Consider the following 21811-nt stretch of genomic DNA (forward strand, 5'->3'; position numbering starts at 1 on the left):
AAATGTAAAAAGCCAAACATCAACTGTTTGGCTTTTTATTATTTTAGTCGCTTAAGCAGTTTTGAAACTTAAAGGACTGCGTGTGAAATTTTATCAGGTGTCATGAGGGCTTGATTAACATACAGTTTAATCAGGCGTTCGCGTGAACCAATTGATTTTTGATAATACGTTGAATTGAGCAACAAAGAGGCACCGTAGGTCACTGTCCATACATAAGATAAATAATCACGAATGGACATTGCGCTATCTAAAGACTTTAAGTAGTCAGAGGTCATGTCTTTAATTTCGATAATACGTTGCTCACGTATTTGATAGAGCTTCTCAAAAAGTTCTTTAAGTTTACGTTCGCTATTGGTTAAACGTTCTTCAATAACGTGCAGTAAAATCGTACGATTTGAATTTAACATGTTGTACAACATGTATTCAGAAACATAGGTTTTAATATCATTATTGTACTTCTGAGAAATTTCCAGCAAGCGAGTTTCATTCAATATAATCAACTCCAAATAGAGTTGGTTCTTACTTTTGAAATGCTTGTAAATTGTACCCTTGGCAATATCGAGTTCCGTTGCTAATTCGCTTAAGGTGATGTCTTGATTATTATCTAATAACAAAGTCTCAGCCATAGCTAAAATTTTCTCTTTGCGTAATAGAAAATTCTGTTGGCGTACTGAAGTCATTGGCTTTTCCAGTATATTTTATGAGAACTATAGAGAGGCTATTTAACTCGGTTCAATATTTAAATTCAACTAAGGTCTTGAATATTACTACAATCGTTTTAAAAATATCCACTTGTTCAAGAATTGAAATAAATTTGTTTGCAACAGCTGAAGACAACCGTCAATAAAGTTAGCCTCTAGAGATCACTTTTATGGAAATACATTTCATTTTTGTGATTTTTACACTATTGTCAGAAAAACTATATATTGCCTTAAACGTAGTGATGGATAGTTCTGGCTCAGATCTAAGCCTACATTGGTTATTGCGTGTTGAACTATTCGGATGCGTTCGATTCTGTTGAATATTACCGATAGCGCAAGATCATAACGTTGTGAGCGAAATCGTGGACTAAAGGCATCAAAAATAAGGCGTTTAAATTGAGCCTTTATTAAGACGAAGAATAGTTATGGAGCGTTTTTGAGTGCATAAAATGTCGCTTAAAAACAAATAAACATCAAAAAGGATGAATGGAAAATGATTGTTATTGTAGACGGTGTACGTACAGCAATGGGTGGCTTTCAGGGTTCGTTGTCGGCATGTACAGCACCTGAACTTGGTGCGGTCACGATTAAAGAAGTGCTAAACCGTTCTGGCTTACAACCGACTGATGTAGACGAAGTCATTTTTGGTTGTGTCCTTCCAGCGGGGCTTAAACAGGGCCCTGCACGTCAAGCAATGCGCATTGCAGGTCTACCAGACTCAACAGGTGCAACAACCATCAATAAGATTTGTGGCTCGGGGATGAAAGCCGTCATGCAAGCGGCTGACGCGATTAAAGCAGGTTCAGCTGAAATCGTGGTGGCAGGTGGTATGGAGTCGATGTCAAATGCGCCGTACCTACTTGAAAAAGCACGTGCGGGTTACCGTATGGGACATGGTAAAACAACCGATCACATGTTCCAAGAAGGCTTAGAGGATGCTGAAACAGGTTTGTCGATGGGTGTCCTTGCTCAAGAAATGGCAGATAAAAAAGGCTATACCCGTGAACAGCAGGATCAGTATGCCATTGGTTCTTTAAATAAAGCCGTTGCTGCGATTCAAGGTGGTTACTTTAAAGATGAAATCGTGCCTGTGACAGTGAGTAGCCGTAAAGGTGATGTTGTAGTTGATCAGGATGAGCAACCCCTCAATGCTAAAGTGGATAAAATTCCAACTTTACGCCCAGCATTCAAAAAAGACGGCACGATTACCGCGGCAAATTCGAGTTCTATTTCAGATGGGGCTTCTGCATTGGTTGTAACTTCATCTGATGTTGCAGACGCACGTGGTCTCAAACCATTGGCAAAAGTTGTGGCTTATGCCAGCAATTCTCAGCATCCATCTGAGTTCACTATTGCCCCTGTAGGTGCCATTGAGAAAGTTTTAGCCAAAGCAGGGTGGTCTGCGGGTGATGTTGACCTGTGGGAAGTCAATGAAGCCTTTGCGATGGTCACAATGCTTGCAATTGACGGTTTTCATTTAGACCCTGCTAAAGTGAATGTGAATGGTGGTGCTTGTGCACTTGGACATCCATTGGGTTCTTCTGGTTCTCGTATTATCGTGACTTTACTGCATGCCTTGAAACGTACTGGTGGGAAAAAGGGTGTAGCTGCTTTATGTATTGGTGGTGGTGAGGCGACTGCTATTGCCGTTGAGCTGTTGGGTTAAAGCTGTAATATCTTTAGCTGTGCCTGTGAAGAAAATGATTTAAATATCTATAATTCGGCATGGTTGATTTCATCAAAGGTTCGATTGATTCGGGCCTTTTTTGTTATGTAAAATATATGCAGAACATGCGACATAAATTTTCAGGAAAAGTATCTATTGTTTAGTACAGCTAAAGGTATAATTCATGTGCTTTTATTGTTGAAACGTCTGATATTAGACCTAGATGCTTATAAATGTAAGTTTTGAGCATTGGATCATCGCTATAATGGGTAGATGATGGATCGTCTACCATCACATGCATATAAGGAACATTTTTTTCGTGTTTGAACTGGACTGTAAATTACTCAGTATCTTTTTTTACGTTTATAAGTTTAAGAGTGTATCGCTTGCGGCAGATCATTTAGAAATGAGTCAACCGACGGTGAGTAACATTCTGAATAAAATTCGCCAACATTATAATGATCCGCTGTTTTTGCGGATTGGCAACGAAATGGTGCCGACAGAGTTGTCTAAGCAATTGTTTCCGTTGGTCAGTGAGGCTTTAAACAAGGTTGAAATCATCAATAACTTTACGATTGATTTCGACCAAGCCACTTCGCAGCAACAGTTTAGTTTGGCCATGACTGATGTTTCGCATTTGGTGTTGTTGCCGAAAATTTCGCAGTATTTAAAGAAACATGCACCACATATTCGTTTGAATATCCGTCCGATCACCTCTGAAACCAGTTATCAAATGGCAAATGGTGAAATTGACTTGGCGTTGGGTTTTTTACCGCAATTGGAAAATGGCTTTTATCAACAGCAACTGTTTGAGCAGTATTATGTGGTGATTGCAGCCAAAGACCATCCGCGTTTGACAGGTGACAGTATCAGCACAGCGCAATACTTGGCTGAGTCACATATTGATATTGATGCAGGCATGGGACATTACCATATTGAAAACGAGCTGCTTAATTTAGAACTAAAGCGTGACATTTTAATGCGTTTACCGAGCTATTTGGGGGTAGGCTTGGTGGTACAAGAAACAGATGCAATCGCCACAGTCCCATACTATTTGAGTGAAGTTCTACTTTCACGTGGCAATTTAAAGATCTTTAATGCGCCAATTGCCTTTCCAAGTTATGGAGTGAAACAGTATTGGCACATGTCTTGTCATCATAAAACCAGCCACCAATGGCTGCGTCATATGTTTCATGAAATTTTAATGAAATAGCATTCTTAAAAATTTGATGCTTTTTATTGGTGCGTATAGCAAAGATATTCGTGCTGAAAATTGAAAGCGCCCGTTTATTGCTCATAAATGGTATTACAAAGCTTGAAAATCGTAATACTAAATTGGCACGGCCTTTGCACAATCTAAACTGAAAGAGTGATCTAGGGTTCCGATACATTTTTGATGTATGTCTGTGACCGAGAGTTCACGGTTCGTAAGAACTACACGGAGGGATAAAAGCCCGGGAGGTAAACAGTTACGATTTAGGCAGAGGCGCATGAGCACAATAACATATCACGACGATAACGCACTATGGACTGAACTTTTACCGGGTGGACATCACTGGTCTGGGCGTATTCAACGTGGCACAGTCTTACAGTTTAAAGCCTTAGGGGCACAAGCTAACGTTTCTCTTTTCTGCGTCAACAGTGAAGATAAGCTCGAACGTTTTAATATGCCAGATAGTTTAAAGGCACAGCATACGGCATTTCTAAGTGCAGGACATGTGTTGTATTCGGACTTAGGTCGGGTTATGGCCTCAATTGTTCAAGACGATCATGGTTGGAATGATGCCTTGTGTGGTCCGAGTCGCACAGAACAAATTCAAAAACAATTCGGCACTCAAACTTTCCAAGATGCACGAAATAAGATGTATCGGAGTGGACGAGACAGTTTGTTACTTGAAATGACCAAGTTTTCATTAGGTCAAACCGACCTGTCAGCTACGGTCAACCTATTCTCCAAGGTTCGTCCTGATGATGCGGGCAACTTATCTTATGTTGATACTGACAATACCCATCAAATCATTGAACTGCGTTTTGAGATGGACTGTCTGGTGTTCTTATCTGCCGCACCACATGGTTTAAGCCAAGTCGTAAAGTATCAGCCTGCCGATATTCAAATGAGTTTATTCAAAGCCTCCGCTTTAACTGCACATGATATTTGTCGTGACTCATGCTCGCAAAACCAACGCGGTTTTCAAAACAACGCACGTTATTTCGCATTTGATGCTGTTTAAGCCCGAGGAGAATACGCATGACCATTTTACAAGCATTTGATCAAGCTGTTTTAAATGAAGTCTGTCCAGCGGGTGAGGCATGGATGGGTGAAGTAAAGAAAGGGCAGTATTTCCGTATTATTGATCTCGAAGGCAATCAAGCGGTCGATACCTTATTTATTTCTGCGGGCAACCCTGAAGAGCGTTACAGTGCAACTGATACTTTAGCTATTAACCAGCAGATTTATCTCGAAAAAGGCACAGCTCTATATACCAACTATGGCAATAAAATCGCCACGATCCATGATGATAACTGTGGTCGTCATGACACCTTGGGTGGCGCTTGTTCATGTGAAAGTAACACCGTACGTTATGCACACGACACATTTCCGATGCACAGCTGTCGCAATAACTTTATGACAGCTTTAGCTTTGCACCCAATTGCGAAAAAGCATGGACTGAATGTTCGTCATATTGGGCCGAATATTAATTTCTTTATGAATGTTCCTGTGAGCAGTGAGGGACATCTCAAATTTGATGATGGAATATCGGCGCCTGGTAAATATGTTGAAATTCAAGCGGAGATGGATCTTATCGTGCTGATTTCTAACTGCCCGCAGCTGAACAATCCATGTAATGCCTATAACCCGACCAAAATTCAACTGATTGTACGTGAAGGCAAGGAGTAATCTGCATGTTTAAAAAAGTTCTCATTGCCAACCGTGGTGCAATTGCCTGCCGAGTAATTCGTACATTAAAGAATTTAGGCATTCAGTCTGTTGCAGTGTATTCAGAAGCAGACCGTGATTCCTTGCATGTGACTTTGGCTGATGAAGCGGTATTTATTGGTGATAGCCCAGCCAGTCAAAGTTATTTAAATATTGAAAAAATTTTACAGGTTGCCAAAGAGACGGGTGCTGAAGCTATTCATCCGGGTTATGGATTCCTGTCTGAAAATGCCGAATTTTGTGACTTGTGCGAGTCACAGGGCATTGTGTTTTTAGGGCCAAATTCTGCACAAATGCGTAGTTTTGGTTTAAAGCATACCGCACGTGAACTTGCCATTCAGGCGGATGTGCCATTGTTACCGGGTAGCCAGCTTTTAGCAGACGAAGCGGAAGCACTGATCGAAGCAAATCGTATCGGCTATCCCGTTATGCTGAAAAGTACCGCAGGTGGTGGCGGTATTGGTATGCGTTTGGTGTGGAACGAAGTTGAGTTGAAAGATGCTTATGCAACCGTATCTTATTTGGCACAAGCCAATTTTAAAGATGCAGGTTTGTATTTAGAAAAGTTTGTGCAAAATGCGCGGCATATTGAAGTCCAAATCTTTGGGGATGGTAAAGGTTTGATTTTGGCTTTGGGAGAGCGGGACTGTTCAGTACAGCGCCGTAATCAGAAAGTAATTGAGGAAACTCCAGCACCGCATTTAAATGATGAACAACGTGATTATATTCAAGGTGTTGCAATTCAACTGATGCAGTCAGTGAATTACCGTTCGGCAGGTACGGTTGAATTTGTGATGGATACTGACACCCAAAAATTCTATTTCTTAGAGGTGAATACACGCCTACAAGTTGAACATGGTGTGACCGAGCAAGTGTTTGGTGTAGACCTTGTGGAATGGATGGTCACTTTAGGTAGCGGTGACTGGACTGCACCGATAGAGGCGCTGAGATCTAAAGGCCATTCGATTCAAGTCCGTTTATATGCCGAAGATCCAATTAAGAACTTTCAACCCAGTGCTGGCTTACTGACTTATGTCGACTTTGACCCACAAGCACGCAATGAAACATGGGTCGAAACAGGTTCAAATGTATCTTCCTTTTATGATCCGATGATTGCCAAAATCATTGTGGCCTGTGAGAACCGTGAAAGGGCAATTCAAGCCATGAGTGATACTTTGGCAAAAACTTCAGTGGCAGGAATTGAAACTAATCTTGAGTATTTACAAAATATTATTGACTGTGACGTGTTTAAAACAGGGATACAGACCACACGTTTTTTAAATACTTTTGAGTGGAAAACCCAAAAAATTGAGGTGTTACAGTCAGGTATTCAAACCTCAATACAAGACGTCAATGGTCGTTTGGGTTACTGGGATGTTGGAGTGCCACCATCGGGTGCGATTGATCCTTTATCTTTAAATATAGCCAATCAACTATTGGGGAATTCATTTAATACCGCAGGGCTAGAATGTACATTACAAGGCCCAACTTTAAAGTTTCACTGTGACAGCCAAATCGTGATTACGGGTGGTGAGATGTTTGCGACATTGGATGGTGTCGACGTTGCCATGTGGCAGACCCTTAATGTTAAAAAAGGGCAAATCCTTAAAACGGGTAAAATCACCACAGGTTGTCGCAGTTATATTGGTATTAAAGGCGGGCTGAATGTACCCGCCTATTTAGGCTCGCAAGCGACTTTTACTTTAGGTCAGTTTGGTGGTCACGCAGGACGCAATTTACTCATTGGAGATATGTTGCCCATTACGGCTTATACCTCAGCAGAAACTGTTGCACTCAGCGCAGCACAGGTACCAAGCTTTAGCAATGCTTGGAACATCGCGGTGATGTATGGACCGCATGGTGCGCCCGACTTTTTTACTAAACGTGATATTGAGCGCTTCTTTGAGCAAGAGTTTGAAATTCACTTTAACTCAAGTCGTACAGGCATCCGCTTAGTCGGTGAAAAACCTGAATGGGCACGTACCGATGGTGGTGAGGCAGGACTACATCCTTCAAATATTCATGATAATGCTTATGCCATTGGCGCGATTGACTTCACTGGAGATATGCCGATTATTTTAGGGCCCGATGGTCCAAGCTTAGGTGGTTTCGTTTGCCCAGCGGTGGTGGTTAGTTCAGAACTATGGAAAATTGGTCAGCTTAAAGCGGGGGATAAAGTTAAATTTATCCCAATTTCTTATGATCAAGCACAAGTATTGAATCAAAAATATCATGCCGCGTTAAAAGCGGATACGACTGAAAATGTAGATTTTGCCCCAAGCTTGCATGCTGAAATGGACACACTCTCAGATGCAGTTTTGGCGACTCTAAAAGGTGTGAACGCTGCACCTGATGTGACTTATCGCCCCGCAGGGAACAGTTATTTATTGGTTGAATACGGAGAGTTGGTTTTAGACCTCAATTTACGTTTCCGTATTCACGCTTTAATGCAATGGGTCAAAGACCAAAGTATCGAAGGGATTATTGATTTAACCCCAGGAATTCGTTCGCTACAAATTCATTTTGACTCATTAAAACTTGATCAAAAACATTTATTGTGGCTTTTACAGCAAGCAGAAAATGAATTGCCTGACGTGACCGCAATGGAAGTGCCGTCACGCACAGTCTATTTACCTTTGGCTTGGGAAGACTCGCAAACCCAGCTGGCAACTGAGCGCTATATGCAAACGGTACGTCCAGATGCGCCGTGGTGTCCAGATAATATTGAATTTATCCGCCGCATCAATGGACTAGAGTCAAAACAAGCGGTGAAGGATGTTGTGTATAGTACCAATTATTTGGTCATGGGCTTGGGGGATGTTTACTTAGGGGCACCTGTGGCAACACCACTGGATCCACGCCATCGTTTAGTAACCACCAAATATAATCCTGCACGTACATGGACGCCTGAAAATGCAGTCGGCATCGGTGGAGCGTATATGTGTGTCTATGGCATGGAAGGCCCTGGCGGTTATCAGTTTGTTGGGCGTACCACCCAAATGTGGAGTCGTTACCGCAAAAATCCAGACTTTGAACAGGATAAGCCATGGTTACTGCGCTTCTTTGATCAAATTAAATTTTATGAAGTATCTGAATCAGAATTGATGCAAATGCGGGAAGACTTTAAAGCAGGGCGCTTAAAGCTCCGTGTAGAAGATGGGGTTTTAAATCTAAAAGAATATAATGATTTCCTCATTGAAAATGCAGCATCCATTTCAAGTTTTAAAGCAGTACAGCAAGCGAACTTTGATGAGGAACGCCGTCGTTGGCATGCAGCCGGTTTGGTTGAATATGTTTCTGAAAGTCTTGATGCGGTTTTAGATGACAGTGAAATTCAGATTCCTGAAGGTGGCTGTGCAGTAGAGTCGCACATGCCGGGTTCTATTTGGAAAATTGAGTGTAATTCTGGAGATGTGGTAGAAGAAGGAGCGACATTAGCTGTGATTGAAGCTATGAAAATTGAAATTCCAATTATTGCCCCAGAACGTATGCGTGTTGAGTCCATTACTATTGAAAAAGGACAAACGGTCAAAACAGGTCAGGTACTGTTTACGTTAGCCCCTGTTGCTTAAACTCAAATATTCCTAAATGAAAGGATTGCTAGGGCAGTCCTTTTTATTGCGTTTCAAAGCAGATAAATCTAATCACTACATCATTTTGTTAAATAAAGCTTCCGATGCGTAGCAGAAAATAGATTGTTATGAAATGGTTATAAAATGATGTTTTGCATGAAAATATGCTAATTTAGTACGACGCTAAAAAACATTATGGCTTGTATGAAAAAAACATTACTCGGCATGTTATTCATGTTAACTACATCAGTAGTTATGGCAAATACGCCAAATCAGACTGAGGTCACTCAAGCATCAAATCAAAATAATATTCGCGTGATGACTCGCCCAGAAATCGTGGGTTTGTGGGGAATGGAGCTACCAAACAACAGGAAATGCGTTGAATACTATAATTTTAAAAGTAATAGCGATGTCGTGATCAAAAGTGGCGAGGAATGGTCTACAGGAATTTACGACTATCAACCGTCAAACGATCAAAATGTTCAGTTGCCCGCACTCATTTTGCAAGTGAAGTATGATAATAATGAAGTCGATTGTTCTGGCTTAAAAGAAGATCAATCTGGTGAAATGTCTCAATACTTTGTGAAATGGAAAAGCCCATCAACCATTAACTTCTGTGCCAATGATAAAGGTCAGCAGTGCTTTGCAACACTACGCCGTGTTTTGCCTTAAGTATTTGTATCGTCTATAAAAAAACCGCGATTAATCGCGGTTTTTTTAGAAAGACTAATCAACTCTTTAGATTAGTCTTTATCTTGATGACCTTCAATTTGCTTTAACAAGTGTTTTTCAAGATAGTGAATATCCATCGCTTGTTCGCAGAACTTTTTATCTTGAAGAATCAAATCTTTGTGCAATGGAATATTGGTTTTAATTCCAGTCAAAATCATTTCATCAAGTGCTTGGCGCATACGTGCAAGAGATGTTTTACGATCTTTACCGTGTGCGATCAGCTTCGCGATCATCGAGTCATAATAAGGTGGAATGCTATAGCCTTGATAGATATGTGAATCAAGACGAATACCTGCACCACCTGGTACATAAAAGTTCTCAATTTTACCTGGTGAAGGTAAGAAGGTCGTTGGATCTTCAGCATTGATACGGCATTCAATCGCATGGCCTTTGACTTCAACTTGATCTTGTTCAATTTCAAGACCCAAGCCACCAGCAATGCGGAGCTGTTGTTCAATAATGTCGATACCTGTCACCATTTCAGTTACAGGGTGCTCAACTTGAACACGTGTATTCATCTCAATAAAGAAGAATTCACCATCTTCAAACAAGAACTCAAAGGTACCTGCACCACGGTATTGCATTAATTTACAAGCATTTACGCAAGCTTCTAAAATGTCAGCACGTGCTTGCTCAGGTAAGTTTGGCGCAGGCGCTTCTTCTAACACTTTTTGATGGCGACGCTGTAAAGAACAGTCGCGGTCATAGAGATGAATCGCGTGACCATTACCGTCAGCAAGAACTTGAACTTCAACGTGACGAGGTGTTTGCAGGAAACGTTCCATATACACCGTGTCATCGCCAAACCACATTTCAGCATCACGCTGTGCAGCTTGAACAGATTCAAGTAGGGTGTCGACACGTTCTACAATACGCATACCACGACCACCACCACCAGAAGCAGCTTTCACGATCAATGGGAAACCAATTTCTTTGGCTTCTGCTAAAGCATTTTGAGGTGTAACTGCATTTGCAGATCCCGGTACGGTTGGAACACCTGCTTTACGCATTGCGGTAATGGCAGAAACTTTGTTACCCATCAAACGAATATGTTCAGGGCGTGGTCCAATAAAAATGAAACCTGAGTTTTCTACAATTTCAGCAAATTCAGCATTTTCTGATAAGAAGCCATAACCTGGGTGAATGGCATCTGCACCTGAAATTTCAGCTGCTGTAATAATGGCAGGAATATTCAAGTAGCTTTCACTGCTTGCACCTGGTCCAATACATACTGCTTCATCTACAAAACGTAGGTGCATTAAGTCTTTGTCAGCATCTGAATAGATCCCTACAGTCTTAATCCCTAAAGTTTTGCAGGCACGGGTGATGCGCAGGGCAATTTCACCACGGTTTGCAATTAAAACTTTTTGCAACATTATGAGTCCCCGTCTATTACGCGCGGTAGCGGAATAATGGTTGACCGAATTGGATCACTTCGCCGTTTTTCACTAAAATTTCTTCAACTACACCGCTTTGCGTTGCTTCAATCGGGTTCATGATTTTCATTGCTTCGATAATACCAAGTGTTTCACCAGCCGTGATTGTTTGACCGACTTTAACAAATGGCGCTTCACCTGGGCTAGGAGCAGCATAGAACACACCAACCATTGGCGAAGTTTCTACAGCACCACGTGGTGTTTTTGCTGCTGGAGCTTGGGCAACAGGAGCTGCCATAGCAACAGGAGCACCAGCTGCAACAACTGGACTGCGACGAGTAAGAGCAATAGATTGATCGCCTTCTTTAACTTCAATCGCTTGTAAGTCAGATTCAATCATCAGGTCGATGAGTTTCTTGATTTTACGAATATCCATGTGACAATATTCCTAATTATGATTGCGTAGAGGATTGAATTTTGTTGAGAGCGTAATTGAGCGCAGCGCTATAACCTTGAGCGCCTAAGCCACAAATCACGCCAATGGCTTTATCTGATAAATATGAATGATGTCTAAACGCTTCGCGCGCATGAACATTTGATAAATGAACTTCAATAAATGGAATGGCTACACCAAGTAGCGCATCACGAATTGCCACGGAAGTGTGGGTGAGCGCAGCAGGATTGATAATAATAAATTGCACGCCATCCGCTTGGGCTTGATGAATACGGTCGACAATGGCACCTTCCCAATTACTTTGGAAAGTGTCGAGAGAAATGGAAGCATGTTTAGCTTGGGCGATGAGTTGTTGGTTGATGTCTTTCAGCGTTAGAGAGCCATAAACTTCTGGTTCACGCATTCCTAGCAAATTTAGATTCGGTCCATGAATAACCAAAATGGTCGAACTCATTTAGCTTGCTCCATTTATAAGTTGCAATAATTCTTTGCAAGATGGCTGCAAAGTTTGCGTATTATGGCATAAAGTTCTACATTTTTTTTATAGTTTGTTTGAATTGACGTAGATGCTTAGTGCCAAACTTCGGCAATATAATGTAAATTTTGCAAGGAATTGGCAATGTTAAAAGATTACAAATTTTCGAATGATTACTCTTTTTTACATTGTAAGTTAAATTGACCAAAAACTGCATTTTTGTTTTAGGTTTACAGCATGTAAATGACGTAGTTACCCATGCGAAAAACAGTATGATTCTGTTGATCACGCTGAAATTTATTACAGTATCTTAACCGATTTTTAAGTGCTAACACTGTATATCAAAATAACAGTACTGTCTGAAAGTGTTTGTATCTGCTGACTTGGCCATCAAACCGCTTTATCGCGCAGGCTCGAATAAATCAGATTTCAAAGTCTTTCTAAAGCAGCATATTTTCTAAAGTGAATAGAAATATAAGATCACTTTCTTTAAATAAAACATAAGTTTGTTACATCAATATTTAGAAATGCTTTATTTTATTCACGGATGTATTCTGACAGTTACATGTTATGAAAATAATGGAGTTATCCTAGGCGGGATGTGGTCAAGCCTAAAGCTATAGTTATTTCTTTAGTTTTCGACTTGTTTTTTTGCCTATGTTTAGTTGTGAGTGAATTGTAGCTTGTATGTCTGAATACTTGGTTTTGGGTAAAAAAAATACAGTCATTTCATATGGTTTTTTGATCCAAAGATTGGCTCAATCACGCCATGATTGGCTATTTTGTTCACTAGAGCGTTCTTGATCATGACAAAAGTAGCAGAGTAGTGCAGGTTGGGTATTGGCAATAAGTACGATAGAGTCGGAAAAGGTCTAAAACACATAAGTATTTATGGTTGTTTTATATGCAGTTTTTAATTCTCTGACGACAGAAATATAAAAAACAGCCCGCAATGAGCTGTTCTTTTATCAGGTAAAACGATTAGGCAATAAAATCCAAGATGACCTGATTGAAAATTTTGGGCTGTTCAATATTTGAGATATGTGATGCATCTATTTCAAATAAAGCACTACTACGTACATGATTGACCATGTATTGAGCATCGGCGATTGTAGTCACAGGGTCTTTACTACCTGCAATCACAAGTAGAGGTACTCGAATACTTTCGAGTTTTTCACGTAAATCCGCTTTAGCCAAAGCTTCACAGCAACTCGCATAACCTTCTGGGCTGCCAGCACCTAAGTCGTTTGAAAGCACTGCTACTGTTGCTGCGTTGCTTTGGATAAAGGGTTCGGTAAACCAACGGCTCGCGGCCGTTGAAGCAATCGGTTCTAAACCTTGGCTACGAACGAGAGATGCTCGCTCATTCCAAGCCTGTTCACTGCCAATTTTTGCGGAAGTATTGCATACAATCGCACGGTGGAAACGTTCAGGCTTATGAATGACTAACCACTGACCTGTGAGACCGCCCATAGAAATGCCGCAAAATATGGCTTTTTCGATGTTCAGGTGGTCGAGTAAATGGATCAAGTCTAGACCAAGTAGTTCAATATCATAAGGTCCTTGAGGTGCAGAAGACTGACCATGCCCACGAGTGTCATAGCAAATCACGAAATAATTTTTCTGGAAAAAATTGATTTGTGGCTTCCACATGTTGAAGTTTGTACCCAGTGAGTTTGAAAAAACAAGCGCAGGATTTTTTGAATCACCAAAGGTCTGATAGTGAATTTCGGCATTATTTGAAGTAAAACTTGGCATAAGTTCTTCCTTAATTCATTAAAAATTTTCAGTGTTTCTACTGTTGTTATCAGCAATAAGTGTTATGAGTAGAAATACCACGTCAGATCAGAAGGAGGGTTAAACGCGCTGAATAATCATTGCAATCCCTTGACCGACACCAATACACATCGAACACAAGGCATAGGTTCCACCCGTTTGTTCTAACTGGTTTAAAGCTGTGGTGACTAAACGTGCACCCGATGCACCGAGTGGATGACCGATGGCAATTGCACCACCGTTTGGATTCACTTGAGTGGTGTCGTCCGCTAAACCAAGATCACGCGTGACCGCCAGTGCTTGTGCTGCAAAGGCTTCATTTAGTTCAATCACATCCATCTGCTCTAATGTCAGATTGGCTTGTTTGAGTAATTTTTTGATGGCAGGCGCAGGTGCAAAGCCCATGATGCGTGGTTCTACACCCACAACCGTAGACGCAATAATCTTGGCACGTGGTTTAAGTTGGTACTGTTCAACCGCTTGTTCCGAAGCAATCAGTACAGCAGCCGCACCGTCATTGATGCCTGATGCATTCCCCGCAGTGACGGTGCCTTCTGCTGTCACGACTGGCTTGAGTTTTGCCAAAGCTGCTAAGGTGGTCGAGGCACGTGGATGTTCATCCGTGTCGACCACAATTGGATCACCCTTACGCTGTGCAATATTCACAGGGATGATCTCATGTTTAAAAAAGCCTTGAGCTTGCGCGGTTGCGGTGCGCTGTTGACTCGTCAAGGCAAACTGGTCTTGATCTGTACGATCAATATTAAATTGTTGTGCCACGTTCTCCGCGGTTTGCGGCATGGTGTCTACACCATACATCGCTTTCAGCTTAGGATTGATAAAACGCCAGCCCATGGTGGTGTCTTCAATCTTTTGGCTACGACCATAAGCCATTTCTGATTTGCCCATGACAAAGGGTGCACGTGACATACTTTCTACACCACCGGCAATGATCAGATCGGCTTCACCTGCTTTAATCGCACGGGCTGCCATCGCAATGGCATCGAGTGACGAACCACATAAACGGTTCACAGTCGTGGCAGGAACTTCGACAGGTAAGCCAGCAAGGAGTGCTGACATACGGCCAACATTACGGTTGTCTTCACCCGCTTGATTCGCGCAGCCGTAGATCACGTCATCGACTTTAGTCCAATCCACTGTTGGATTGCGTTGCATCAAGGCTTGAATTGGCACTGCACCCAAGTCATCGGCACGGATTGGAGCGAGTCCACCTGCATAACGGCCGAATGGGGTACGGATGGCATCAATAATGTAAGCGTTTTTCATATTTCATTTTCCCTTTATCTAAAATCCCTCCCAACCTCCCTTTATCAAAGGGAGGAGTTCCCCTCTTTTTAAAGAGGGGTTAGGGGAGATTTATTATTCCTGCGTCGCATCCACTAAAGTTGCACCCGTCATGGCCTGCAATTCTGCAAAGCTTAAACCGTCGACTTTCTCAATCACTTTTAAACCCTCTGCGGTGACATCAATCACACACAGGTCGGTGTAAATACGGTCTACACACTTCAAACCTGTCGCTGGATAGCTCAGTTCAGCCACGACCTTCGGTTCACCTTGTTTGGTCACATGGTCGGTGGTGATAAAGACTTTCTTGGCACCGACAGCTAAGTCCATTGCACCGCCAACCGCAGGAATCGCATCAGGTGCACCGGTATGCCAATTGGCCAAGTCACCATTGGCTGCCACTTGAAAGGCACCGAGGACTGCAATATCTAAGTGACCACCACGCATCATGGCAAAAGAATCCCCATGATGGAAAAAGGCACCGCCTTGCAGCATGGTCACATATTCTTTACCCGCGTTGATCAGTTCAGGGTCTTCTTCACCTTTTTCAGGTGGCGGGCCAAAAGCCAACAGTCCATTTTCAGAATGTAAGAACACGTCTTTGTCTGACGGTAGATAACTGGCAATCTTGGTCGGTAAGCCAATCCCAAGATTCACATAAGCCCCATCGGGAATGTCTTGTGCCACACGTTCTGCAATTTGGTTACGGCTGAGTTTTTGATAGCTCATGATGTTCTCCCGATTACACAGCAACAGGTTCTGGTTGAACCTGCACCACGTGTTGAACAAAAATACCTGCGGTGATGATGTGTTCAGGGTCTAAAGCCCCTAAGTCCACCACTTCAGAGACTTGTGCAATAGTCACACTGGCAGCCATGGCCATAATCGGGCCGAAGTTACGTGCCGATTTGCGGTAGACCAAGTTACCCCAACGATCGCCTTGCTGCGCTTTAATCAGAGCAAAGTCGGCTTTGATTGGATATTCCAGTACATAATCTTTACCCTCGATGTGACGGGTTTCTTTGCCTTCAGCCAATAAAGTACCGTAACCTGTAGGCGTAAACACAGCACCCAGTCCCATGCCTGCGGCTTGGATACGACAGGCCAAGTTACCTTGAGGCACCAGTTCCAATTCGATTTTGCCTGCACGATAGAGTTCATCAAAGACCCAAGAGTCGGACTGACGCGGGAACGAACAAATGACTTTTTTCACAGCACCCGCTTTCAGCAGCTTGGCTAACCCATAGTCGCCATTGCCAGCATTGTTACTGACGATGGTGAGGTCTTTAATGCCGAGTTGAATCAAGCCATCAATCAGTTCAGCAGGTTGTCCTGCTGTGCCAAAACCACCGATCATGATGGTTGAGCCATCCTTTATTTGCGAAAGTGCTTCTGTTAAAGAAGCTGAACTTTTATCAATCATAATATTGTCCTAGGTACAGCGTACCTATTAACTTTTAGAACTTGAATTGGAGCGTGAAGCTAAAGCTGAAACTTCAGGACTACGTTTGGTTAAAATCAGATGCGCAGTTAAACCAATGACGATGCCCCAAAAAACTGAACTTAGGCCTAAAAAATGCATACCTGAAGCTGTAGCCAAAAAGGTAATGAGGGCAGAATCGCGTTGAGATTCATCTTTCATGGCTACAGCAATATTGGTTGAAATTGCACCGAGTAAAGCCAAGCCAGCCAAAGCAGCAACAAGCTCTTTTGGTAGCAAGCTGAAGAGCAGAACGATACTGCCTGCGAACAAACCACCTAAAATATAGAAAATGCCGTTAGCAACGCCTGCGATATAGCGTTTTTCTTTTAACTCATGCGCATCTTTGCCCATACACAGTGCAGCGGTAATGGACGCCAAAACGATGGTGATACCGCCCACACATGCAACAGCTAAAGACGCAATACTGGTGGTGGTGATAATCGACTTAGCAGGCATGTCATAACCACTCAGTTTCATGATGGCCATGCCCGGTAAAAACTGTCCCGTCAGACTGACTAAAATTAAAGGCAGGGCAAGGTTTAAGGTGGAGTGCCAAGTCCATTCAGGGCTAATGAACTGAGGAATCGCAAGTTGGAAATCTAAACTCACCGCATTCATTTCACCAAGCCCAAAGCTCAAGGCTACACCTGAAAGCAGTACCCAAAGCATGCTATAGCGTGGTGAAATTCGTTTTGCGACTAAAAAGACAAACAGCATGCTAAATACAATAATCGGCATACTGTTAGTTGCACTAAAAAGACCCAAACCAAACTGAAATAAGATCCCTGCCATCATGCCTGCTGCAACCGGCTGCGGAATCCATTTCAACAATTTATCGAAGTAACCACTGATCCCGATCAGGAAAATTACTATTGCTGAGGTGATATAAGCGGCTACAGCTTCATTCAGGCTAATATTCGGAAACAGCGTGACCAATAAAGCTGTACCTGGTGCAGACCATGCGGTAATCACAGGGACTTTAAACTTAATGGAAAGGAAGATCCCTGCCACGGCTGCCCCTATAGAAATACCCCAAATCCATGAAATCATCATGGTCGGGGAAACCTGAGCTTGTTGCGCAGCCTGAAAGAAGATAATGAGTGGTCCTGAATAGGAAATCAGTACCGCCAAAAAACCTGCGACAGTGGCTGAAATAGACAAATCTTCTTTCAAAGTTTTAAACAGGGTAGCCATTCATTTGCCTCCATGCAGACATGATCCTGTATATAAAGTTTTGCGACGATCAATTAGCCTTGATCGCCACCGCCTACAGGAACCACTGTACCTGTCATATATGACGAATCATCTGAAGCAAGGAATACAATCGCATTTACTTGTTCCTGAATCGTGCCATAACGGTTCATAAAACTACGATCAATGGTTTGATCGACCACTTGTTGCATCCATGCTTTTTCATTTTCAGACAGTGGATTTGCATTACGTGGCACTTTACGCGGCGGTGCCTCGGTTCCACCTGTCGCAACTGCATTCACTCGGATGCCATCTTTGGCATGTTCAAAAGCGAGTGATGCAGTGAGAGCATTGACCCCACCTTTGGATGCCGAGTACGGCACACGGTTGATGCCACGAGTTGCAATAGAAGACACATTTACAATCGTACCTTTCTGATTTTTAATCATTTCAGGTAAAACTGCACGACAACACCATAGCGTTGGAAATAATGAGCGATTGACTTCTTTGATGATTTCTTCTTCAGAAAATTCGTCAAAGGGTTTCATCCAAATTGCACCACCGACATTATTGATGAGTACATCAACACGGCCATAGATTTCAAGTGCTTTATCTACAACACTTTGTGCGCCTGCAAAGGTTTCAAGATTGGCTTTGACGGTTATAGCATCGCCTTGATGTGCTTCAATCTCTGCTAATGTTTCATATACATAGTCGGATAAATCAGCTAAGACAACTTGCGCACCTTCTTCAGCCACTTGGAGTGCAACACCGCGACCAATGCCTTGAGCGGCACCAGTCACAATCACGACTTTGTTTAAAAATCTTTGATTTAACGCCATTTTTTAACTCACTCATCATCCGATATAAAGATGATTTTCTAAATTTATAAATTTGGCACGCCGGCGTCCTAACATTTGAATATCACTTACCGGATTAACCTTTGGTTGGACTTACTTTCCTTTTGGGAAAAGTAAGCAACACTGCAAAACTCGTCAGAAACCGATTACTTGATATCTTTTTCGCAGAAAAGGCTTTTTTACCAAGCAGTCTGGCCTCGAACAATTGCGAATGACGTTTTCGCGTATCATTTTTTCTATGACTTAAATATTGGGTGATCTATTAGTTTGCAGAGAATTTTTCAAACAGGAAGTTTGCAGGCTTTATGCCTTCGCTATCTAACCAACCACGAACAGCATCGACCATAGGTACAGGACCACAGAGGTAGACATCAACATCACCGCCATTGAGCCATTCATTGTCAATGTGCCCAGTCACATAACCCTTACGCTCATGCGCAGAGTCTGGGCTTGCAACCACGGTACGGTATTCAAACCATGGCAGTTTAGCTTGGAGGGCATTGAGCTGTTCTAAAGCCACTAAGTCGAAATCATTGGTAACACCAAACACTAAACGAACAGGGTGTTCAGCACCTTTTTCTTCTAAAGTTTGTAACATAGACATAAAGGGTGCAATACCAGTACCGCCTGCAAGCATAACCACAGGACGAACGACATTACGCAGGTAGAAGCTACCAAATGGACCAGTAAACGTCATTTTGTCGCCCGCTTTGGCAGCACCACTTAAAAAGCTACTCATTTTGCCATTCGGCACATTACGTACCACAAAGCCCGTTAAACGGTTGCCCGGTTTCGAGCTAAATGAATATGAACGTGTTTCTGCTGTCTCTGGAATGCCGACGTTGACATATTGACCAGCAAGGAAGTGAATGTCAGGTTGACCTTCATCAAGCTGAATATCAAAAGTAATGGTCGACTCTGATAAGTTTTCAACAGCAACTAAAGTGCCTTGATACTGGTGGATTTCGGTTTTACACACTTCAGATGACGCTTGAATTTGGAATACGGCATCTGAGGTCGGACGGCATTGGCAAGCCAAAATATAGCCTTGTTCCGCTTCTTCTGGTGTTAACGCATCTTCAATATACGTCTCTTCAGGCATGTCATAACTACCAGATTCGCAAAAAGCGCGGCAAGTTCCACATGCACCATCACGGCAGTCTAGCGGAATGTTAATTTTTTGGCGGTAAGCGGCATCTGATAACGACTCACCTTGAGTCACGGTAATAAAACGCGTTACGCCATCTTCAAATTGAAGTGCAACATTGTGGTTTGACATGGCTGAATATCCTTTAAAAACTTTGAAACTTGGAACTTTCAGCCAAAACTCCATTTGGCTGAAAGCATACTAAGGATGTGTGGCTAACTTAGAGGTGATAAATATCAATCACTTGGTTGATATAATCGTTTTTCAGTACCACGTATTTACTTAAAATTTGTGGTTTTTCACCTGAAAAGTCGATTTCATAACGTGACATACCAAAGTAGCTATAACTGGTTTTGTAGCGGAAGCTCAGCGTATTCCAGTTAAAACGGACAGTAACTTTATCGCCATCACGCTCAATCATTTCGATGTTGTTCACATTGTGACAAGTACGTGTGTCTGGCATAGTCGCAGAGGAGCGTTCAGTTTTAATGCGGAACACACGGTCTTCTAAACCTTGGCGGTCTGGGTAGTAAATCAGTGAAATTTCAGACTGCGGATCTGTAGTCAAGGTATCGTCGTCATCCCATGCAGGCATCCAAAACGATGCAGAAGGGGCATAACATGCAAGCCAATCGTCCCATTGTTCATCATCTAAAAAGCGTGCTTCTTGATACAAAAACTGACTAACTTGTTCGATGCTAACGGTATTGAGTGTTGTAGGAGCATTCATGCAACTTCTCCTTGTTCATTTGCAGTTTCAACAGCCAGCGCTTTTTCATTCGCAATGGCAATTTTCATCATGTCTAACCAATGTTGGTGCTGTGCAAGATAGAGGCCTTCATCTTCAGTTTTGACACCTGAAAGTTTTGGTTTTAGACCAATTTCATTGGCAGCATCATCCGGGCCATGAATCCAATGTTTTGAACCGCGGCACATATCGTTCCATTCCAGTTCAATGCCTGCATAACCTGCTTGGCATGCACGGAATTCCTCCAAATCATCCGGTGTTGCCATGCCTGAGGCATTGAAGAAGTCTTCATACTGGCGAATACGGCGTGTACGTGCTTCCGTGTCTTCACCCACAGGCGCGATACAGTAAATCGTCACTTCGGTTTTATTGACTGAAATCGGGCGGAGTACACGAATTTGTGAACCGAACTGATCCATCAAATAGACGTTTGGATAAAGACATAAGTTACGTGAACGCTCAATCATCCACTTCGACATTGCTTCGCCAAATTTTTCAGAGTATTCGTCGGCTTTCGGGAAGTTTGGACGGTCTTCTGGGTTCGCCCATTGTGTCCAAAGCAGCATGTGACCATTGTCAAAACCGTATGAGCCACCGCCTTGTTTACCCCAAGCGCCTGCGCTCATGGCACGGATGTTGTCACCCGCTTGTTTTTCTTTACGCTGTTGAGTGGTAGCAGCATAGTTCCAGTGTACCGCGGAAACATGATAACCATCTGCGCCATTTTCCGCAGTCAATTTCCAGTTGCCTTCATAAGTGTAGGTAGACGCACCACGTAAAACTTCGAGACCTTGCTCAGACTGATCCACAATCATGTCAATGATCTTACTGGTTTCGCCTAAGTATTCTTCTAAAGAGGGAACATCCGGATTTAAGCTACCGAACAAGAAACCTTTATAGTTACCAAAACGTGCAACTTTTTTCAGATCATGTGAACCTTCGTGGTTAAAACAGTCTGAATAACCTGCATCTGCTGGGTCTTTAACTTTTAAAAGTTTGCCAGAGTTGTTAAATGTCCAACCGTGGAAAGGGCATGTATAGGTTGCTTTATTGCCACGTTTATTACGACAAAGCTGTGCACCACGGTGTGAACAGGCATTGATCATGGCATTGAGTTCACCATTACGGTTACGTGCAATCAGAATAGGCTGACGGCCAATATACGTTGTGTAATAGTCATTGTTATTTGGAATTTGGCTTTCGTGTGCCAAGTAAACCCAGTTACCCTCGAAGATATATTTCATTTCTAGGTCAAAAAGGGCTTGATCAGTAAAAACTGAACGATGAAGTTTGAATTCGCCTGTTTCAAAGTTGTCGACAAGTAATTCGTCGATACGATCGAGATGGCTAGTATTAATAACTGGGATACGTGGCATGTCCGTTCTCC

The 21811-nt window shown here is 42.5% G+C and carries 19 protein-coding genes and 1 riboswitch; of the genes, 6 read left to right on the plus strand and 13 right to left on the minus strand.

Annotated elements, in window-relative coordinates; all coding sequences use genetic code 11:
• Positions 1-68 precede the first annotated feature (68 nt).
• Positions 69-680, minus strand: a complete 612-nt coding sequence (locus tag ACZ8ZH_RS08470) for a TetR/AcrR family transcriptional regulator (RefSeq protein WP_086210034.1) — start codon at positions 678-680, stop codon at positions 69-71.
• Positions 681-1194: 514 nt separating this feature from the next.
• Between ACZ8ZH_RS08470 and ACZ8ZH_RS08475 the strand changes: the two genes are divergently transcribed.
• The 6 genes from ACZ8ZH_RS08475 (at position 1195) to ACZ8ZH_RS08500 (ending at position 9549) form a co-directional block, all read left to right on the plus strand.
• The gene (locus ACZ8ZH_RS08475; RefSeq protein WP_086210033.1) at positions 1195-2367 is read left to right on the plus strand and encodes a thiolase family protein; all 1173 of its coding nucleotides are present in this window, start codon (positions 1195-1197) and stop codon (positions 2365-2367) included.
• Between the two features lie 319 nt (positions 2368-2686).
• Positions 2687-3580 (plus strand): LysR family transcriptional regulator, encoded by an 894-nt coding sequence (locus ACZ8ZH_RS08480; protein ID WP_004979763.1) that lies wholly within the window; start codon positions 2687-2689, stop codon positions 3578-3580.
• Between the two features lie 150 nt (positions 3581-3730).
• A riboswitch (guanidine-I (ykkC/yxkD leader) is annotated at positions 3731-3830 on the plus strand.
• A 27-nt stretch (positions 3831-3857) separates the two neighbouring features.
• Positions 3858-4598 (plus strand): urea amidolyase associated protein UAAP1, encoded by a 741-nt coding sequence (locus tag ACZ8ZH_RS08485; RefSeq protein WP_110974009.1) that lies wholly within the window; start codon positions 3858-3860, stop codon positions 4596-4598.
• A gap of 17 nt (positions 4599-4615) precedes the next feature.
• Entirely contained in the window at positions 4616-5266 is a 651-nt protein-coding gene (locus ACZ8ZH_RS08490; RefSeq protein WP_110974010.1) for an urea amidolyase associated protein UAAP2, read from the plus strand.
• Between the two features lie 5 nt (positions 5267-5271).
• On the plus strand, positions 5272-8877 hold the full coding sequence (gene uca, locus ACZ8ZH_RS08495; protein ID WP_119063477.1) for an urea carboxylase: 3606 nt from the start codon (positions 5272-5274) through the stop codon (positions 8875-8877).
• A 255-nt stretch (positions 8878-9132) separates the two neighbouring features.
• The gene (locus tag ACZ8ZH_RS08500; protein WP_228147010.1) at positions 9133-9549 is read left to right on the plus strand and encodes a hypothetical protein; all 417 of its coding nucleotides are present in this window, start codon (positions 9133-9135) and stop codon (positions 9547-9549) included.
• A 71-nt stretch (positions 9550-9620) separates the two neighbouring features.
• Here ACZ8ZH_RS08500 and accC read toward each other — a convergent pair whose 3' ends face one another.
• From accC to benA, 12 genes are all read right to left on the minus strand, one after another.
• Positions 9621-10985, minus strand: coding sequence for an acetyl-CoA carboxylase biotin carboxylase subunit (gene accC, locus ACZ8ZH_RS08505; protein ID WP_086210027.1), 1365 nt, complete (start codon positions 10983-10985; stop codon positions 9621-9623).
• Positions 10986-11001: 16 nt separating this feature from the next.
• On the minus strand, positions 11002-11421 hold the full coding sequence (accB, locus tag ACZ8ZH_RS08510; protein ID WP_004979753.1) for an acetyl-CoA carboxylase biotin carboxyl carrier protein: 420 nt from the start codon (positions 11419-11421) through the stop codon (positions 11002-11004).
• 16 nt (positions 11422-11437) lie between these two features.
• Positions 11438-11893: a type II 3-dehydroquinate dehydratase gene (gene aroQ, locus ACZ8ZH_RS08515; RefSeq protein ID WP_086210025.1), complete on the minus strand. Its 456-nt coding sequence runs from the start codon at positions 11891-11893 to the stop codon at positions 11438-11440.
• 1002 nt (positions 11894-12895) lie between these two features.
• Positions 12896-13672 (minus strand): 3-oxoadipate enol-lactonase, encoded by a 777-nt coding sequence (gene pcaD, locus ACZ8ZH_RS08520; protein WP_119063478.1) that lies wholly within the window; start codon positions 13670-13672, stop codon positions 12896-12898.
• 99 nt (positions 13673-13771) lie between these two features.
• On the minus strand, positions 13772-14977 hold the full coding sequence (pcaF, locus tag ACZ8ZH_RS08525; protein WP_119063479.1) for a 3-oxoadipyl-CoA thiolase: 1206 nt from the start codon (positions 14975-14977) through the stop codon (positions 13772-13774).
• 93 nt (positions 14978-15070) lie between these two features.
• Positions 15071-15724 carry a 3-oxoacid CoA-transferase subunit B gene (locus ACZ8ZH_RS08530; protein ID WP_470247906.1) on the minus strand — a complete coding sequence of 218 codons (654 nt, stop codon included), beginning with the start codon at positions 15722-15724 and terminating at the stop codon, positions 15071-15073.
• 13 nt (positions 15725-15737) lie between these two features.
• Complete coding sequence (locus tag ACZ8ZH_RS08535) at positions 15738-16418, minus strand: 3-oxoacid CoA-transferase subunit A (RefSeq protein ID WP_119063931.1); 681 nt, start codon at positions 16416-16418, stop codon at positions 15738-15740.
• A 27-nt stretch (positions 16419-16445) separates the two neighbouring features.
• Positions 16446-17672, minus strand: a complete 1227-nt coding sequence (gene benE, locus ACZ8ZH_RS08540) for a benzoate/H(+) symporter BenE (RefSeq protein WP_119063932.1) — start codon at positions 17670-17672, stop codon at positions 16446-16448.
• Between the two features lie 53 nt (positions 17673-17725).
• Positions 17726-18511: a benzoate diol dehydrogenase BenD gene (gene benD / locus ACZ8ZH_RS08545; RefSeq protein ID WP_119063933.1), complete on the minus strand. Its 786-nt coding sequence runs from the start codon at positions 18509-18511 to the stop codon at positions 17726-17728.
• 280 nt (positions 18512-18791) lie between these two features.
• Positions 18792-19808, minus strand: coding sequence for a benzoate 1,2-dioxygenase electron transfer component BenC (gene benC, locus ACZ8ZH_RS08550; RefSeq protein WP_110975480.1), 1017 nt, complete (start codon positions 19806-19808; stop codon positions 18792-18794).
• A gap of 88 nt (positions 19809-19896) precedes the next feature.
• Positions 19897-20406 (minus strand): benzoate 1,2-dioxygenase small subunit, encoded by a 510-nt coding sequence (gene benB / locus ACZ8ZH_RS08555; protein WP_119063934.1) that lies wholly within the window; start codon positions 20404-20406, stop codon positions 19897-19899.
• Positions 20403-21800, minus strand: coding sequence for a benzoate 1,2-dioxygenase large subunit (gene benA / locus ACZ8ZH_RS08560; protein ID WP_110975457.1), 1398 nt, complete (start codon positions 21798-21800; stop codon positions 20403-20405). The genes benB and benA overlap by 4 nt, the downstream gene beginning before the upstream one ends.
• Positions 21801-21811 lie beyond the last annotated feature (11 nt).

This window comes from Acinetobacter sp. SW-226 (genome assembly GCF_055632855.1).

Coding starts and splice junctions, on each gene's coding strand:
- accB (WP_004979753.1), bottom strand. CDS start 11,421: ATGGATATTCGTAAAATCAAGAAACTCATCGACCTGATGATTGAATCT.
- ACZ8ZH_RS08485 (WP_110974009.1), top strand. CDS start 3,858: ATGAGCACAATAACATATCACGACGATAACGCACTATGGACTGAACTT.
- ACZ8ZH_RS08500 (WP_228147010.1), top strand. CDS start 9,133: ATGGCAAATACGCCAAATCAGACTGAGGTCACTCAAGCATCAAATCAA.
- ACZ8ZH_RS08475 (WP_086210033.1), top strand. CDS start 1,195: ATGATTGTTATTGTAGACGGTGTACGTACAGCAATGGGTGGCTTTCAG.
- benB (WP_119063934.1), bottom strand. CDS start 20,406: ATGAATGCTCCTACAACACTCAATACCGTTAGCATCGAACAAGTTAGT.
- ACZ8ZH_RS08530 (WP_470247906.1), bottom strand. CDS start 15,724: ATGAGCTATCAAAAACTCAGCCGTAACCAAATTGCAGAACGTGTGGCA.
- ACZ8ZH_RS08470 (WP_086210034.1), bottom strand. CDS start 680: ATGACTTCAGTACGCCAACAGAATTTTCTATTACGCAAAGAGAAAATT.
- ACZ8ZH_RS08490 (WP_110974010.1), top strand. CDS start 4,616: ATGACCATTTTACAAGCATTTGATCAAGCTGTTTTAAATGAAGTCTGT.
- pcaD (WP_119063478.1), bottom strand. CDS start 13,672: ATGCCAAGTTTTACTTCAAATAATGCCGAAATTCACTATCAGACCTTT.
- ACZ8ZH_RS08535 (WP_119063931.1), bottom strand. CDS start 16,418: ATGATTGATAAAAGTTCAGCTTCTTTAACAGAAGCACTTTCGCAAATA.
- aroQ (WP_086210025.1), bottom strand. CDS start 11,893: ATGAGTTCGACCATTTTGGTTATTCATGGACCGAATCTAAATTTGCTA.
- benD (WP_119063933.1), bottom strand. CDS start 18,511: ATGGCGTTAAATCAAAGATTTTTAAACAAAGTCGTGATTGTGACTGGT.
- uca (WP_119063477.1), top strand. CDS start 5,272: ATGTTTAAAAAAGTTCTCATTGCCAACCGTGGTGCAATTGCCTGCCGA.
- benC (WP_110975480.1), bottom strand. CDS start 19,808: ATGTCAAACCACAATGTTGCACTTCAATTTGAAGATGGCGTAACGCGT.
- accC (WP_086210027.1), bottom strand. CDS start 10,985: ATGTTGCAAAAAGTTTTAATTGCAAACCGTGGTGAAATTGCCCTGCGC.
- pcaF (WP_119063479.1), bottom strand. CDS start 14,977: ATGAAAAACGCTTACATTATTGATGCCATCCGTACCCCATTCGGCCGT.
- benE (WP_119063932.1), bottom strand. CDS start 17,672: ATGGCTACCCTGTTTAAAACTTTGAAAGAAGATTTGTCTATTTCAGCC.
- benA (WP_110975457.1), bottom strand. CDS start 21,800: ATGCCACGTATCCCAGTTATTAATACTAGCCATCTCGATCGTATCGAC.